Raw genomic sequence first — 16106 nt, forward strand, 5'->3', positions numbered from 1 at the left:
TATTTTCCAGACTTTTTTATCTTTTACGTGAACATTATTACATTTGCACAATAAAGAAAATGTAATGAATTTCAATCTCTCGCACATCCCTCAAAGAACAGAACAACCCAGGGAATACGGCCTCACAATGGTCATGGACAAAGGCCTTAGCATACAGGAAGTAAAAAATTTTTTAAATATCTGCGGCCCGTATGTAGATGTTGTAAAATTAGGTTTCGGCACTTCTGTAGTTACACCCAACCTAAGGGAAAAAATAGAAGTTTATAAGTCTTACGGCATGCCTGTATATTTTGGGGGCACTTTGTTTGAAGCATTCCTGATACGCAACCAGTTTGATGATTACATAGCGGTGTGTAAAGATTACGGTATCGATCATGTTGAAGTGAGCGACGGGTCTATTGTTATTCCCCATGCAGAGAAATGCGGCTACATAGAAAAACTTACTAAATACGGCAAAGTTTTCAGTGAAGTGGGCAGTAAAGATGCAGCCAACATTATGCCTCCCTACAAATGGATCGAGCTGATGCAAAGCGAACTGGATGCAGGCGCTTCTTACGTGATAGCTGAGGCAAGAGAAGCCGGAAACGTAGGCCTGTACAGGGATAGCGGTGAAGTAAGGCAGGGCCTGGTCAATGAGATACTTACTAAAATACCTAAAGAAAAAATTATCTGGGAAGCTCCGCAGAAAAACCAGCAACTCTACTTCTTACAATTACTGGATTGCAATGTAAACCTTGGAAACATTGCCCCTTCAGAAATTATTGCGCTGGAATCTATGCGTGTAGGATTGCGTGGCGATACCTTTCATATGTACCTTGATAAATAAATAAATAATGAAGAAATACGGCCTGGTAGGTTTCCCGCTGACCCATTCTTTCTCTCAAAAATATTTTCAGCAGAAATTTATTGACGAAGGCCTGCAGGATTGTGTTTTCAACAATTACCAGATAGAACACATCGATGAAGTAAAAACAATGCTTGAAGACAGGGAATTGCAGGGGTTTTGCATTACCATTCCTCATAAAAAAAATATACTTCCTTACCTGCATTTTGCTACAGAAGCAGTAAAACAGATGCAGGCATGCAATTGTGTAAAGATCAGAGAAGGCAAACTGTATGGCCACAATACAGATGTGGCAGGTTTTGAACATTCTTTTACGCCGCATCTTAAACCGCAGCACACCAAAGCGCTGATCTTGGGCGGCTCCGGGGGTGCAGCCGCTGCAGTAATGTTTGTATTGAATAAACTGAATATTGCTTTTAAAAAAGTGTCGCGGGTTAAAGAAGCTGACAACTTTACCTACAAAGAATTAGACAAAGACATTCTAAAAATGTACACCGTTATTATCAACGCTACTCCCTTGGGAACGTACCCCGAAACTGATACAGCGCCTGATATTCCCTATGAATATTTAACTACAGACCATTACTTATTTGACCTGGTGTACAATCCGCCCCTCACCAGGTTCCTCTCTCAGGGCAAGGCCAAAGGAGCAGCTATTCAAAACGGCTACCCGATGCTTACCATCCAGGCAGAAGAAAACTGGAAGATCTGGAACGAATAATTTTTAAAAGAAAGGGCCGCCGCCTTAGCACCTGCATGGTATAAACCGAATTGCTTTTACCCGTTCTCGAAGCTGCCGGTAACATTCAATGAGCAAATCAGCTTACAATTTTACCATCTTCAATGTGTATGATCCTGTCGGCGCGGTTGGCAAAATCATCATCATGCGTTACTACAAGCAAAGTCTGGCCGTTTTCGGCTGCTATCTTTTTGAACAGGTCCAGGACAATATCCGTATTCTGCGAATCCAGGTTGCCCGTAGGCTCGTCGCCCATGATGATAGCAGGTTCGTTGATTAGCGCACGGGCGATAGCCACTCGCTGCTGCTGACCGCCGCTCAGCAGGGCAGCTCTTTTATTTGCCTGGTCTTCCACGCCGAGCAGTTTCAGCAGCTCATAGGCACGCTGTTCTACTTCCGCCGCTGCGTATTTTTTCCTTTTTAGTCCCGGCAGCATTACATTTTTCAGGCAGGTGAAATCCTGCAGCAGGTAATGAAACTGGAATACAAACCCAATGTGGTTATTGCGAAATGCAGCCAGCCTTTGATTTGTTTTTCCATGCAGTTCCTCGCCATTTATCTTTACGCTTCCCGTAAAATCGGTATCCATCGAGGAAAGAACATATAATAAAGTTGATTTGCCTGATCCTGACTTGCCGGTCAGGCACACAAACTCCCCTTTATTTATGGTAAAGCTGATTTCTTTCAGCACCTGCAATGCTACAGGATCGCGAAACCATTTGGAAACTTTATTGACTTCTAATAAATTCATATTGATTATCCTCTTAAAATGGTAATGGGGTCCACCTTCGATGCTTTCCGCGATGGGAAATAACTGGCAAGTGCAGCGGTGATGATACCGAAAAGAAAACCGGTGATATAATAAGACGGCGAAAAGCTAACGGGCAGGTGATCCATAGACACTACCATATCTGCTTTATAAGGCACTTTTGAAATGCCAAAAGCCATCAGGAAACCAAATATCAACCCGGCAATCGCACCAACGATGCCGATGGTGAGCGCCAGGGTAAGGAATATCCATTTTACATCTTTATTTGAGAAGCCCGTTGCCTTCAGTATGGCAATCTCTTTCATTTTGTCGTAGATCATCATTGTAAGAATATTATAGATCCCAAAGCCTGCTACCAGCAGCAGGGTTATAGAAATGGCATAAGACATAATGTTTCGCATCCCCTCGCCTTGTAAAAGAACCGCATTATCTTCCAGGTAATCAGAACCGTGATAGGTGAACAGGTTGCTGTATTTTGCTTTTACAACCGGCGCTGCTTCCTTTTCTTGGAGGCTGAGTTTTATCTCGGTAATATAGGAAGAAGGCACGCCCATCATTTTTTGTGCAGTGGCAATATTCATATAGGCTTGCTGCTCATCAATAGCCATTAGCCCTGTTTTGATCAAGCCTGCAACTTTCAGGTTAAAGCTATGCCCTTCATTGGTCGTAACTGTTACATTATCGCCAGCCTGTACATTCAGCTTACGTGCAAGGAAATGACCGAGCACAATATTATCAGCCGGTGCGCTTATCTGGTCATAATTGCCTGTCAGGGTTTTTTCTTTCAGGTGAAACATTTTATCTTCTGCTTCAGGATCAATGCCGTTAATAGTAGCGGTGATAGTGCTCTTGCCCACATGAAAAAAGGATTGAAATGATACCACACCAGATACAACACGCACAGCAGGATCAGCCTGCATCTGACGTATGGCTACAGAGGCATCTTTCAGGTTAAGCAGCGAAGATTTAGGCTTGGCATGCGAGATGATATTGATGTTGTCGTTTGCCTTATCGAGAATACTCGTTGTTGCAATCTCCGTTGTATTGTAGAAGCGTACATGGGGGGAAGTATTAAAGATCAGGTTACCGGTAAAATCGTTCAGCCCGGTCATAAAGCCAACCATGGATACATACATCATTATCCCGAATGCGATGCTGGCAACAGCCACTATCGTTTGGCTCTTTCTTGCTTTGAGGTAAGTCCACCCAACAGAAGCAGCCAATCTTTTATCTTTCAGGAATTGCATGTGTATATTTTTTTATTGCCCGCTTTGCGGGCTGTTTTTTAATTGTGCTATGGAATAAGTCAATAATCATTGCGGTTTGTATGCAGCATGCTTATGGCTATTGCATAATCACTTTTCTTTTTCAATGATATCGCCGGCTTTCAGCCCGCCTTTTATTTCGATCCAGTCATCATTCTGCACGCCTCTTAGGATCCTGGTCTTTATTGTTTTGCCGTTTTTGCGTAGATTCACACTGTCTTTACCTACCAGGTATCCGGCAGGAACAGCCAGCCCGCTGATTTGCGCGCGTATAACAATATTGGCTTCTACGGAAGATTTCGGGTAAAATGTACCTGCTTCGGTAACCTTTGCTTTGACTTCAAAACTCCTGGTCTGGTTTTGAATGACAGGATTCACAGAAACCACTTCAGCATGGAACTGCTGTCCCTGGCTGGCATCCGTTTCAAATACCACATCCTGGCCGGGTGTTATTTTACTGATATCACGTTCATCTACCCACAACCTCAGTATATAATGGCTGTTATTGCCGATAGAGTACAATACGTCGCCACCCTGCAGCATTTCTCCTTCCTTAAAATTGCGGTTCAGGACAAAGCCGTTGGCGGGACTTAGCAGCCGCTTGCGCTGCAGGCTTTGCAGCACACGGCTTTTTTGCTGCTCCGATCCCAGCAATGAAGTTTCTAATTCGTTTTTTAAAGCCTTGTATTGTTGCTGCAGGTTTTGATATTCGTAAAGGGAACCTTCTGCCGATAACCGGTATTGTTCGGCGTCTTTCCGGGATACTGCACCGGTTTTTGCCAGCCGTGCGTACCGCTCTGCGTTGGTGGCATCGGCATCGTATTTTTCTTTAGCTGCATTTATCCGTACCGCCATTCCTTTTAGCTGCGCCGACTGGCTTCCGGTGTTCTGCTTTGCGAGGGCAATGGCTTTATTGATGGATGCCAGTTCTGCTTCATCGGAAGGAGTGCCCAGAACAGCCAGCAATTGTCCTTTGTGTACCTGCTCGCCCTGCTGCACATACATGTGTAAGATCCTGTCTTGTTCAACAGCTTTTACTTCGTAAAACTCTCCCGGCTCTACTTGCCCGGAAGCATATACACCCTCATTGATGAGTTGTTCTTTTACCGTATAGCCTTCATTTCTTTGTTGGCAGGAGAAAACTAGGACTGAAAGCATTATGATCACATATTTACTGTTCATTGCTTGAATTTTTATGTTGCAGGTATTCCATTTGGATGGCTGCTGAAATATAATTGAGCCGGTTGTTGTTGTATAATTCCTGTAAGCGGTACAGGTCATCGCTTGCCTGTTTAATCTGTGTCATGTCAATAATATTATCCTGTAGTTTTTGCAGCGTAAGCCGCTCGCTTTCCCTGGCTCTTTCAATTGCTTTTTCATTATTATGCAGGATAGCCTCGTATTGCGCTGCAAGCGCTTTCTGTTCGTAAAAATCCTTTTGTGCCTGTTCTACGTATAGCTGGTAATGGATCTTAGATTGCTCCCAGGCAGCTTTATGCTCCTGCACCTGCGCTCCCATACGATAAAAAGCTGAGAGTGGAAACTGTAGTTTCAAGCCAAGGTATCCGCTGGGGAACCAGTCAAACCCCGGTGCAAACCCCAACTGTTCGCTATAGCCGGTTTTTGTATAACCCGCCTGTAGTTTTAATCGCGGATACCAGCTGTTACTGGCTGCTTTCATCAACCGGTAAGCATTTTCAACCTTTAATTGCTCTACCTCCAACGCAGGCAGCCTGTTTTCTTCAAAGTGGGCGTAACCAGGTATATGCGTGTTTTCTTCGCTGATGGAAAGCGCTTTATCAAATGGATACCCCATCCATACTTTTAAGTTCAGGAAAGCTACCTCCAATTGGGTTTTTGCTTTTATTAACCGGTCAAGACGCTCCGATAAAATATTGGCAGATTGGTTTACAGTTATCTTATCGGCAATACCTTCATCATACTTTTGTTGAATAAGCGTGTTGATCTGCACATAATTGCGATACAGGCTGTCTGACAGCGCCACTGATCTTTGCAAAAGCAGCACCTGGTAATACGACAGTTTTACGTTTTTGATCAATTCACGGGCATAGCTTTGCACACTGGCATTGGCTAACTTTTCCTGCAGCAGTGCAAGTTTAACACGTTGCCATTTTTCAACATCTACCAGGTTCGCGTCGGCTGTTATACCATAATTTCCGGTATAAGGCAGTCCAAGCCTGATTGGAATAAAAGAGCCCGCCTGCCCTCCAATGATCTCTGCCGGAAACATTTGTACAGGTATTTTCCAGTAATAATCCACGCCGGATGTGAACTGTACATCCGGGTACAATGCCAGCTGTGTGGTTTTACGTTTATAACTTTCGATCGTGCGGTTCTTTGTTCTGGCCAGCAGCGCTTTATTATGCTCCAGGGTATAACGGATGCAGCTGTCAAGCGGTAATGGCTGGGAGGCAACACTTAACCATTTGGCAGTTAACAGCAGCAATACTGCTATACATTTAAATATTCTTTTCATTCTGTTAGTTCTTTATTTTAAGAACAAATTCGACAAAAAAAATTGACAGGTTATTGAATCTCTTCTTTCCATTTTTTCACCAGCAAAGGGAATTCTTTGATCAGCATATCAAAAAATATCGTGAGGTTTTTTAGTTCTGTTTTCAGCTCGTCGTTCTCTTTGCGTTCTTTTAATACCTGAAGCGTCATTGTGTTCAGGAGTTTGTATTTTTTCACTATATCACTGCTTTCAAATAAATGCGTCAATTCCATTCCAAAATATCGTTTACGTTGTCCGCCTTTCGTTCGTGAACCTACCATCTGAACAAGCGTGAGGTATTTGATGGCATTAGAGATAGCGCTTTTACTTACATTAAAGTAATCTGTGAGATCTTCAAAGGTAGCCGAATAATGCGGGGCATACATAATATAAGCCAGCACCCTGGAAGATACGGGTGATAAACCCATCTGCTCCCAGACAAGCGCTGTGTTTTCTATGGATTGCCTGTACTTTTCCATTGCTGTTGCAAATATACTTAGTTCTTTATAAAAAGAACCAAAAAATGTTTTTTTTATAAAATACACAATTATTGTCTTTTCCCGATCAACAAGGCAACGATAACGTAGCACAGGGAATTGAAGCCAATTCCAGTAAAGCAGGCGCTATGCGAGCTATAGAAAAATTAAATGATACCTATCAAAAGTGAGCCGGATTACTGCATTGGGTAAAGCAAGTTTAAAAAATAAGCATAACACATATAAATGAGCGATTGTTTTTTTATATTTGCAACATGAGGCAAAGAGATGAAAGCAAAGCAGAGCTTATTAAAAAGAAAGCCGTTGAGATGATTGTGAAACACGGGCTTGAGGGCTTCGGGATCAATAAACTTGCGAAAGAAGCTAATCTGTCCGTTGGCACAATCTATGTTTATTTCAAGAATAAAGAAGCTATTCTCACTACCTTATGCAATGACATTGGTAGCAATATTTTGTCATCAAGCCTGAAAGGTCTAATGCCGGACATGGAATTCTCCGAGGGCATTAGGTTACAATGGCAAAACCGTTATCATTTTTACAAATTATATCCGGAACAAGTGGCTTTTGTTGAAAAGGTAAGGTATACAGAAATTTATAACTTTGTTACCGAGAAACTGAATAAAAAGTATGGCAAGCTGTTAGGTGCGTTTATAGCTAAAGCCGTTAAAGACGGACAATTAGCGAAAATGCCTTTCGAAGTATATTGGGCTTTGGCATTTGCACCATTGTACCAGCTGATTAACTTTGGAATGACTAATACAACCAAAGCACGTAGATTTCAGCTCACAGAAGCTACGCTTGAATTTGCACTAAAGCAAGTTTTACAAGGACTGAAGCCTTAAATTTTTTTAATCAATAAATGATCGATCGCTCGTTTATATAAATTAAGTATTCAAATGAAAATAAAAACAGAAAAGGAAGAACAGAACTATTTACAGCAGGTAAAATCGGTTATATGCGAAAAAATAAGAAGTATCCGGCAGCGTGTACAAAAAAGCGTGGATGATATGGCAGAACACAAAGAATATCTGCGGGAAAATAAAGATGAAAAAGCAATATTACATCAATCGCTTGCATACACTGCAAACAGCGGTGAGGCTTCAGTTGTATTGTTAAAACAATTAAACCGGCTATATCAAAGCCCATACTTTGGAAGGATAGATTTCAAGCCTAATGCCAAAGAAAATGAAATGACCGTTTATATAGGTATCTGCAATTTTATTGATGAAGAAAATAAGGAAAATCTGGTATTCGATTGGCGTGCCCCTATCAGCAGTATGTTTTACGATTTTGAAAAAGGTGCTGCCTTTTATGAAGCGCCATCGGGTGTAGTAGCGGGAAGCATTCATCTAAAACGCCAGTATAAAATCAGAAATGGGGAAATGGAATTTATGTTGGATACTTCGGCACATATTTATGATGAACTGTTGCAGAAAGAACTTAGCTTAAAAGCTGATGAAAAAATGAAAAGCATTATCGCAACCATTCAGAAAGACCAAAATGCCATCATCAGGAACGAAAATTCCAATATACTCATCATACAAGGTGTAGCAGGTTCAGGAAAAACATCGATAGCGCTGCACCGTGTAGCTTTTATGCTGTACAGGTTTAGGGATACACTATCATCATCTAATATTCTGATACTTTCGCCTAATAAAGTTTTTTCGGATTATATATCAAATGTACTTCCGGAACTTGGAGAAGAAAACATTCCGGAGAAAACGATAATGGAATTAATTAATGATTTTTTGGAACATCAATATGCTGTACAAAGTCTCTTTGAGCAGGTTTCATTGTTATTAAACGCAGCGAACTCATCTTTTTCGGAAAGAGTAAGTTTCAAATCATCGGAAGCTTTCGTCAGAAAAATGAACGAATACATTTCCTATCTAAATACGAATTACTTTTTGGCTGCAGACATCAAAATAGGAAGGTTTGTTATCCCGAAAGAGATTGTTGATAAAGAATATCAATCGCTATTCCGGTTATCGTTATTGAAGCGCATTAAAGAAATGGAAAACCGTTTGGCGCAACACCTGCTTTTCAAACACCGGTACGAAGTCTCATCCAAAGATAAAACGGAACTCAAAAAAGCCATTAATAATATGTCCGGAAGCAAAAACATAAAAATACTTTATAAAGATTTTTTTGTTTGGCTTGGCAGAAAAGATTTATTCAAGCCCGGCAATAATAAGAATATAGAATATCTGGATGCCTTTGGCATGGCATACCTGAAGATGAACCTTGACGGCTATAATACATACAGACATGTAAAACATCTGATAGTTGATGAAATGCAGGATTATAGCCCGGTTCAATTTGCCGTAATCAAAAAATTGTTCAACGGTAAAATAACGCTACTTGGAGATATTAACCAATCACTAAATCCGCAGAGTAAAATAAATTTGGATAGCCTTCAAAGATCTTTTCCCCAAGCACAATTAATGACATTGAACAAAAGTTACCGCTCCACTTTTGAAATTATCAATTTCACGCAACGCATCGCTTTCAACGAAGACATTATACCAATTGAAAGACACGGAACATCTCCTGTTGTTTATAAGGAAAAAGACAAAGCATCTGAAACAGATCGTATCATCTCCTTGATTTTTAAATTTTTGAAAAATAAAGTATTGCATTCTTTAGCCATCATATGTAAAACGGAAGACGAAATGGAGGATATAAAAATCATGCTTGAGAATGTACAGGTCAAAGCCCAATATTTTTCTGCACAAACCACAAGATTTTCTGATGGTATTGTTGTGACGACCGCGCAACTGGCTAAAGGGCTTGAATTTGATGTGGTAATTGTACCATTCGTCAATGATACCAATTACAAGAATGATATAGATAGAAGTATGTTGTATATAGCCTGCACACGAGCAATGCAGGAGCTTATATTAACCCATATCGGTCAACCATGTAATTTTATAAACAGCATCGTTGAAGAGTAATTAACAATTACACATTTGTGGTAAATAATTCGTTGATTGAAACTCGCGATTCGATATGTCAGCTCAGCGCATGTCTAACTTACAGATAAGATGGATTTGCAATACAGTAAAAAAAAGAAATTTATTTTTGAAAGCATGTGCCTCTATTAAAACGTGTTGCATTCTTTTATTAAATAGAGGTGTAGCAAATTGGTAATCCGCTCTTCGCGATTTGCAATCGCGAAGCCGTATGGAGATTTACAATCTCCGGATAGCTCATCCACATTTCATAATAGCCAGTGTGTAGCCAGTTGGTCTTTATCATGCTGCGGAACATCGCGAAGAGCGCGTCAATGTAATTTTTCTTTATAGCTTACATTGTGCCACACCTAATTTTTATAGTATAAAAATAGCAGAACTTATGTAGGGGCAATTATGGACGAAGAGACCGATAACATCTATTCGCAACGTGACCAAGAGGAACGTTTGCGAAATAGTGCTTGTGTAAATAGTTTTTTTAAGCACTTATTATACTGCTCATTTTGCACCTTTTGACTGAAGTTATGCTGAAGGCTGTATTTGTGTATATTGCGGTTTAATCATCTTTGGCGCCTTTGATATCTCCGGCATTTACGAAATCCCGACCTCACTGAAGTTTATGCCTAACACCCTGCAAAATTAACAACTTTAAAGACACTTAAGGCTATTGCTTCTGCACCAAAATATTTAGTATCTTACCAATAATTTTCAGCAGTCTACCACTTTTGGCAAAGACCGAACCAGGAATCAACAAAAGTGCATCAGTACCAAAGAATACTTACGGCAAGCAAGCCATGATTTTTTGGACAATCATGACAAATCCTCTTCTCGCTGCATAAAAAAATTCTTATAAATACCGGCCATATGTCTATAAAACTAATGGACATCAAATGGCTTTGGTGGTGGCAATTGTCCTTTACAACTATTAAATACAAAAATATGACTAAAAACAATTTCTATATAATCAGCGGTGGACCCGGTGCGGGTAAAACGACGCTTATAAACGAACTGGCAAATACAGGATTCGTGACGAGGGAAGAAGAAGCCCGAAAAATCATTAGAGAGCAATTGGCTATTGGCGGTGACGGCGTGCCCTGGAGAAATAAAGCCCTTTATGCTCAATTAATGCTTAAAGCTTCTATAAACACGTTTAATAAAACAAAAAGAGACAATGGCACAGAGATTATATTCTTTGACCGTGGTATCCTGGATACTATATGTTATATGAATATGGAAAATACTCCTGTATCTGATGAAGTGCAGTATGAAGTCAATACATGTAACTACAACAAAAATGTCTTTATTCTGCCTCCTTGGAAAGAAATCTATCAAACGGATGATGAGCGAAAACAGTCGTGGGAAGAGGCATTATTCAGTTTTTATAAATTGAAAGAAACTTATTTACAATATGGTTATAATGTTATTGAAATACCAAAAATTCCTGTTTCACAAAGAAAGGAGTTCGTTCTTGACAGAATAAGTCAGGATTTTTAGAGCTGTATGTGCTTCCTTACACAACCTTCAGTCGATTATATGTTCAGTTGGTGATTTTTGGCATTTAGAAATAGCTCCTATCTATATTAGATAGTGTCGGACTTGTAATTGCACCAAGAATCTCCACCTTATGATTGCTTTAAACAATTGAATTCAGTTTACGTGACGGATATTATTGTAGATAAACATTGCAGCGAACATGGCATCAATGCTAAACTGATAAACAAAATAAAAGATTGGAGTATGCAAAATGAAAGGCTTATCTCGAATTATTGGTATTAGCTTAAATGGGGTATTTTTTATGCAAAAGGCAACAAATTTTTTTCAGTACCTGGAGACTGCGGGTAAGTGAGAAATACATTCAATTATTTAGGAACATGAATGTAAAGCTTGATTATTCTTGTTACTTTGCATATACAAAAAAACAAAAACTTTAATAAATGATAAAAACATAACAATCTGAAACACGCAGATAGAAAAATTAAGCTACCTAAGAATGCTACTACTTAATACCCGGATATTGGAATTGGAAACACAAAATACAAACAGTCCTGCAATTAACTTTTATAATAATTAAATTTCAAATAACAGGATTGAACTGAAGTTGTATGATGGCTTTTACGATTGAATTTGCTATTTGCGGCTGTTTTTAATGGTTACATGGAATAGCCTTAGTCATTCGAAGTTGGTATGCAACTTTGCTAATGGCTATTTCATGTGTTAATATTTAATTTTTTCTGTTTGTCACATGGAATAGCCTTTATTCATCAACGGTTGATGTGCAACTTTGCTTATGGCTATTTCATGTTTTATGATAGCAAAGACATTTAAACGTCCAAAATATTGTTTCAGTTTATGCAAAAACACCCGAACATTTAATAATTAAAATTATACAATCATGACATTTGGAATTGGCGGTTCTACCGCGAGTATTGAACTAGACAAAATTCAGCACATGACCGGATCTGTTCAACCCATTTCCATTGCTGAATTTAACCTTCGCATCGAAAAAGCAACAGTTTTAATGAAAGAGAAAAACTGTAAGGCTGTATACTTAAATGCCGGGACTAACCTATATTATTTTACAGGTACAAAATGGAACCCATCAGAGCGAATGGTAGGCGCTTTGCTTTTCGATGATAAAAGCATCGAATACATTCTACCAAAATTTGAAGAAGGTACCTTTAGAAAATTCATGCAAGTATTTGGGAAAATCAATTGTTGGGAAGAACACGAAAATCCCTATGAATTATTTGGAAATATTTTAGATATTAAGAACATCCAAGACGCTAATATAGCTATAGACGAATCAGTTCCCTATTCTTTACTTGATGGGCTTATTGAGGCAAATCCGCACTTAAATTTTAATAATGCGCAAGGAATAACATCTGGCTGTCGTGTACAAAAATCTAAAAATGAAATTGATATAATTCAGAAGGCACATGAAATAACGTTAGTTGTTCAAAAGGCGGCAGCACGCATTCTGTATGCTGGTATAGAAGCTAAGGAGGTTATTGATTTTATACATCAAGCACATATAAAGGCAGGCATTTCATCAGGGGCTTATTTTTGTATTGTGCTATTTGGTGATGATTCACAATATCCTCATGGGGTTATCAATCCACAAAAGTTAAAAGATAATGATATAGTTCTGATTGATACCGGATGCCGGTTAGAAGGTTATTGCTCAGATATTACTCGGACTTATGTGTTTGGAACGCCATCCGAAGAGCACAGAAAAATATGGAATATAGAAAAAGCTGCTCAAATGGCCGTTTTCAATGCAGCCCAACTTGGCGCAACCTGTGGATCTGTAGATGATGCCGCCCGAAAAGTTTTGTACCAAGCAGGGTTTAGCAAGAATTACGAACTTCCCGGTTTGCCACACCGTGTAGGACATGGTACGGGATTGGATATACATGAATTTCCCTATTTAGTGCGTGGAAATCCAACGGTTTTACGCGAAGGAATGGTAGTAAGCAATGAACCTATGATCTGCATTCCTGGGAAGTTTGGTATTAGACACGAAGACCATTTCTATATGACTGCAGATGGGCCAAAATGGATAACTACTCCGATGAAAAGTATCGATGATCCCTTCGATGTTATAGAAAGTAAGCACTAAGTATATATTATACAATGCTAAGAATAAATAAGCAAGATCTACATTTGCCGGCTAAATCATATGCCTCACTTTGAAAACTTTTGTGCCATTGCGGGCTTATTCATTTATAATTTATGCACTATCCAAGCACCAGTGGGGATTTCGTATTTCATGGTCCTTAAACAGATGTATGCTCAGGTTAAGCTTCACTGTACAGGCCCCATAAAATTAACTGGAAAAAAAAGTTCTGAGCCTGCTAAAATAAATGCCAACAATAAATGTATAAACATTTTGTAACCACACACACAAATTAATTTTTAATTTGCAAGATAAGTATAAGGCATGCTGTTTAAACCAACTTTTGTAACTTTAGCATATTGTCACTTGGTTTTCTTTCCCAATCAGATAAAGGAGCTTCTGAGATTATCGGGCGTAGTTTCTTGGCAGCTTCCATGGCAAGCTCCGCATTTTCCCATAAAGAAAGCATAATAATCCTGTTATTTTCTTCATCAAGCCAAGAGCCTGCTTCAACATATCCCTCGCAGGTTTTTGCTACAGTATTAACTTTTTCAGCAACATCTAAAATATCCTGGATATGCTCTTTTTTGGGATAGTGAATCCCTAAGGTTAAATGTCTCATTGTATATTTTTATTTATGTGTATTTACATGCAATAGCCTATGGTTATTTCATGTGTTTGCTCTGACGGCCAAGTTAAATATATAAAGATTATCTAATGATACAAAATTCCTGCTTCTTTTTCAACGGAACTTAAAAGGAAGATAGTTGGTTCGATGTTCCCTGAAAATATCGTATTCGACGGCTGCCAACATCGAACAAAAAGAATTGAACGGAAATCATCAAGGTTATTTCCTGATAGATAGGGAATTAAAGCCAAAAAAAATGGGACAAGTCATTTCTAGACTTGTCCCAAGAAGTGATCCCGTTGGGACTCGAACCCAAGACCCATACATTAAAAGTGTATTGCTCTACCAACTGAGCTACGGAATCTTCCACACTTTCAGGAACTACTGTTCCGTTTTGGGATTGCAAAAATAGAATTTTTCTTTTTATTACCAAATAATTTTTCCATTTTTTTATAAGGCGTTCTTCATAAATCGGTTTTGCGGAATACCGTATTGCTTTCTGCCATATCACTGAGATGCTTATAAACAAACAGATTTAAATACAATCTGCGCATTACGTATAAAAATCAGCAAGGATTGCTTAAATTTGCTTTAATTATAACCATGATAGATTTTAAGAATAAAGTAATTGTGATTACCGGCGGTTCCAACGGGATCGGCAAAGCCCTGGTGGAGTATTTTCTTTCTGCCGGCGCCAAAGTAGCCACTTGCAGCAGAAATTTCGACAAACTATATAAATTACAAACCCAAAATACAGGCAAGCCGCTGAATGTGTATACCGCAGACGTGAGTTCTGAATCGGATTGCGCACAGTTCATCAACAAAGTGATCAAGAACTTCGGCACAATTGACATTTTAATAAACAACGCAGGTATCTCCATGCGCTCAGAGTTTGTAGATTCGGAACTGGAAACACTCAAAAAGCTCATGGATACCAACTTCTGGGGAGCTGTTTACTGTACCAAATATGCCCTGCCCTACCTGATACAACAGAAAGGGATTATCGTAGGCATTTCTTCCATTGCAGGCTATCGCGGCCTGCCCGGGCGCAGCGGCTATTCAGCATCCAAGCATGCACTTAATGGCTGGCTGGAAAGTATACGTGTGGAGCTGATGGATGAAGGCGTGCATGTAATGTGGGTATGTCCCGGTTTTACTGCATCCAATATTCGCAATGTGGCATTGAACAGCAAAGCGGAACCTGAAGCAGAATCGCTTTTGGATGAAGGCAAATTAATGACTGCACAGCAGACAGCTCAGCATATTGTAAAAGCCATCCGCCAAAAGAAGCGCACCATCGTGCTTACACGCGAAGGCAAAGAAGCAGTCTTAGTAAATAAATTATTTCCCGTATGGGCAGATAAGCTGATGAGAAAATATTATTACAACGATTCGGGAGAATTAATTAAATAGTACCGGCTTTGCATATGCCAATCGTTACATTATCAACGGACTTTAAAGAAAATGATTTTGTTGCAGGTGCAATGAAAGGGCAATTGCTGTCGCTAAACAAAGAGCTGATCATAACAGATATTTCGCATGAACTTTCATCGGGCAACTACGCACATACATCGTACGTTTGCCGCAATGCTTTTAAATATTACCCCGAAAACACCATACACATTGTATTGATAGACCTCTTTAAAAACAATACTCCTCACCTGCTGCTGACAGAATATAAACAACAATACATCATTGCGCCGGACAACGGCATCCTTACCATGATTTTTAATCAAAGTATTGAAAACATAGTAAAAGTAAATCTCAACGCACAGGAGCGCACCACTATTGCCATAACGAGTACGGCTGCAAGCATAGCCAATGAGCTGAGCAAAGGAAAGTACATCAGGCAAATAGGGAAACCCGTAGAGGAAATTGAAGAAATATACCCCATGCGCCCTGCAATAGGGCCTAACTGGATTGAAGGCCAGATCATATTCATTGATAAATACGGCAATGCTGTTGTAAACATCACCCGCAAGGAATTTGAGGAGTATGGCAAAGGGCGGAGATTCCAGATATTGTTTTCAAGGAATGATATTGTAAAAAAGATATCTCCTAACTATGCCGATGTTCAGACCGGCAGTGCGCTGGCCTGGTTCAACTCTGCCGGCAACCTTGAATTAGCTATATCCAATGGACAGATCGCTCATCTGTTTGGCCTGCGCGACATATCAGTAGCACAGGCACGGCACAATAAGCTTTATGAAACAGTAAGGATATTTTTTGAAGAAGAACCTGTGGAAACACCGCCACTATAA

General features: G+C 39.6%; 14 protein-coding genes and 1 tRNA gene. 8 read left to right on the forward strand and 7 right to left on the reverse strand.

Annotated features, from left to right (window positions below):
- The first annotated feature begins 64 nt into the window (after positions 1 to 64).
- Together OD355_RS06705 and OD355_RS06710 are read left to right on the forward strand one after the other, a co-directional pair.
- Positions 65 to 826, forward strand: a complete 762-nt coding sequence (locus OD355_RS06705) for a phosphosulfolactate synthase (protein WP_263037686.1) — start codon at positions 65 to 67, stop codon at positions 824 to 826.
- Positions 827 to 833: 7 nt separating this feature from the next.
- Positions 834 to 1565 (forward strand): shikimate dehydrogenase family protein, encoded by a 732-nt coding sequence (locus OD355_RS06710; RefSeq protein WP_263037687.1) that lies wholly within the window; start codon positions 834 to 836, stop codon positions 1563 to 1565.
- Between the two features lie 97 nt (positions 1566 to 1662).
- Here the strand turns inward: OD355_RS06710 and OD355_RS06715 are convergent, their stop codons facing one another.
- The 5 genes from OD355_RS06715 to OD355_RS06735 form a co-directional block, all read right to left on the reverse strand.
- Positions 1663 to 2334: an ABC transporter ATP-binding protein gene (locus OD355_RS06715; protein WP_263037688.1), complete on the reverse strand. Its 672-nt coding sequence runs from the start codon at positions 2332 to 2334 to the stop codon at positions 1663 to 1665.
- Between the two features lie 5 nt (positions 2335 to 2339).
- Entirely contained in the window at positions 2340 to 3599 is a 1260-nt protein-coding gene (locus OD355_RS06720) for an ABC transporter permease (RefSeq protein ID WP_263037689.1), read from the reverse strand.
- Between the two features lie 108 nt (positions 3600 to 3707).
- On the reverse strand, positions 3708 to 4799 hold the full coding sequence (locus OD355_RS06725; RefSeq protein ID WP_263037690.1) for an efflux RND transporter periplasmic adaptor subunit: 1092 nt from the start codon (positions 4797 to 4799) through the stop codon (positions 3708 to 3710).
- A complete protein-coding gene (locus OD355_RS06730; protein WP_263037691.1) occupies positions 4789 to 6114 on the reverse strand; it encodes a TolC family protein in 1326 nt (441 codons plus the stop codon). Before OD355_RS06730 ends, OD355_RS06725 begins: the two co-directional genes overlap by 11 nt.
- Positions 6115 to 6164: 50 nt before the next feature.
- The gene (locus OD355_RS06735) at positions 6165 to 6611 is read right to left on the reverse strand and encodes a GbsR/MarR family transcriptional regulator (protein ID WP_263037692.1); all 447 of its coding nucleotides are present in this window, start codon (positions 6609 to 6611) and stop codon (positions 6165 to 6167) included.
- A gap of 272 nt (positions 6612 to 6883) precedes the next feature.
- On the opposite strand from OD355_RS06735, the gene OD355_RS06740 reads away from it, so the two are divergent.
- The 4 genes from OD355_RS06740 to OD355_RS06755 all read left to right on the forward strand — a co-directional run bounded on the left by OD355_RS06740 (position 6884) and on the right by OD355_RS06755 (position 13220).
- Positions 6884 to 7471 carry a TetR/AcrR family transcriptional regulator gene (locus tag OD355_RS06740; RefSeq protein ID WP_263037693.1) on the forward strand — a complete coding sequence of 196 codons (588 nt, stop codon included), beginning with the start codon at positions 6884 to 6886 and terminating at the stop codon, positions 7469 to 7471.
- A 54-nt stretch (positions 7472 to 7525) separates the two neighbouring features.
- Positions 7526 to 9583, forward strand: a complete 2058-nt coding sequence (locus OD355_RS06745; protein WP_263037694.1) for a HelD family protein — start codon at positions 7526 to 7528, stop codon at positions 9581 to 9583.
- A gap of 882 nt (positions 9584 to 10465) precedes the next feature.
- Positions 10466 to 11095 (forward strand): AAA family ATPase, encoded by a 630-nt coding sequence (locus tag OD355_RS06750; protein WP_263037695.1) that lies wholly within the window; start codon positions 10466 to 10468, stop codon positions 11093 to 11095.
- 898 nt (positions 11096 to 11993) lie between these two features.
- Positions 11994 to 13220 (forward strand): M24 family metallopeptidase, encoded by a 1227-nt coding sequence (locus tag OD355_RS06755; RefSeq protein ID WP_263037696.1) that lies wholly within the window; start codon positions 11994 to 11996, stop codon positions 13218 to 13220.
- Between the two features lie 328 nt (positions 13221 to 13548).
- Here OD355_RS06755 and OD355_RS06760 read toward each other — a convergent pair whose 3' ends face one another.
- Together OD355_RS06760 and OD355_RS06765 are read right to left on the reverse strand one after the other, a co-directional pair.
- Positions 13549 to 13839, reverse strand: coding sequence for a hypothetical protein (locus OD355_RS06760; protein ID WP_263037697.1), 291 nt, complete (start codon positions 13837 to 13839; stop codon positions 13549 to 13551).
- 297 nt (positions 13840 to 14136) lie between these two features.
- Positions 14137 to 14209 (reverse strand) — tRNA-Lys (locus tag OD355_RS06765).
- 239 nt (positions 14210 to 14448) lie between these two features.
- On the opposite strand from OD355_RS06765, the gene OD355_RS06770 reads away from it, so the two are divergent.
- Both OD355_RS06770 and OD355_RS06775 read left to right on the forward strand, forming a co-directional pair.
- A complete protein-coding gene (locus tag OD355_RS06770) occupies positions 14449 to 15258 on the forward strand; it encodes an SDR family oxidoreductase (protein WP_263037698.1) in 810 nt (269 codons plus the stop codon).
- Positions 15259 to 15272: 14 nt separating this feature from the next.
- Positions 15273 to 16106 carry an SAM hydrolase/SAM-dependent halogenase family protein gene (locus OD355_RS06775; protein WP_263037699.1) on the forward strand — a complete coding sequence of 278 codons (834 nt, stop codon included), beginning with the start codon at positions 15273 to 15275 and terminating at the stop codon, positions 16104 to 16106.

Origin of the sequence: Haoranjiania flava (assembly GCF_025631005.1) — a bacterium.
Taxonomy (GTDB): Bacteria; Bacteroidota; Bacteroidia; order Chitinophagales; family Chitinophagaceae; genus Haoranjiania; species Haoranjiania flava.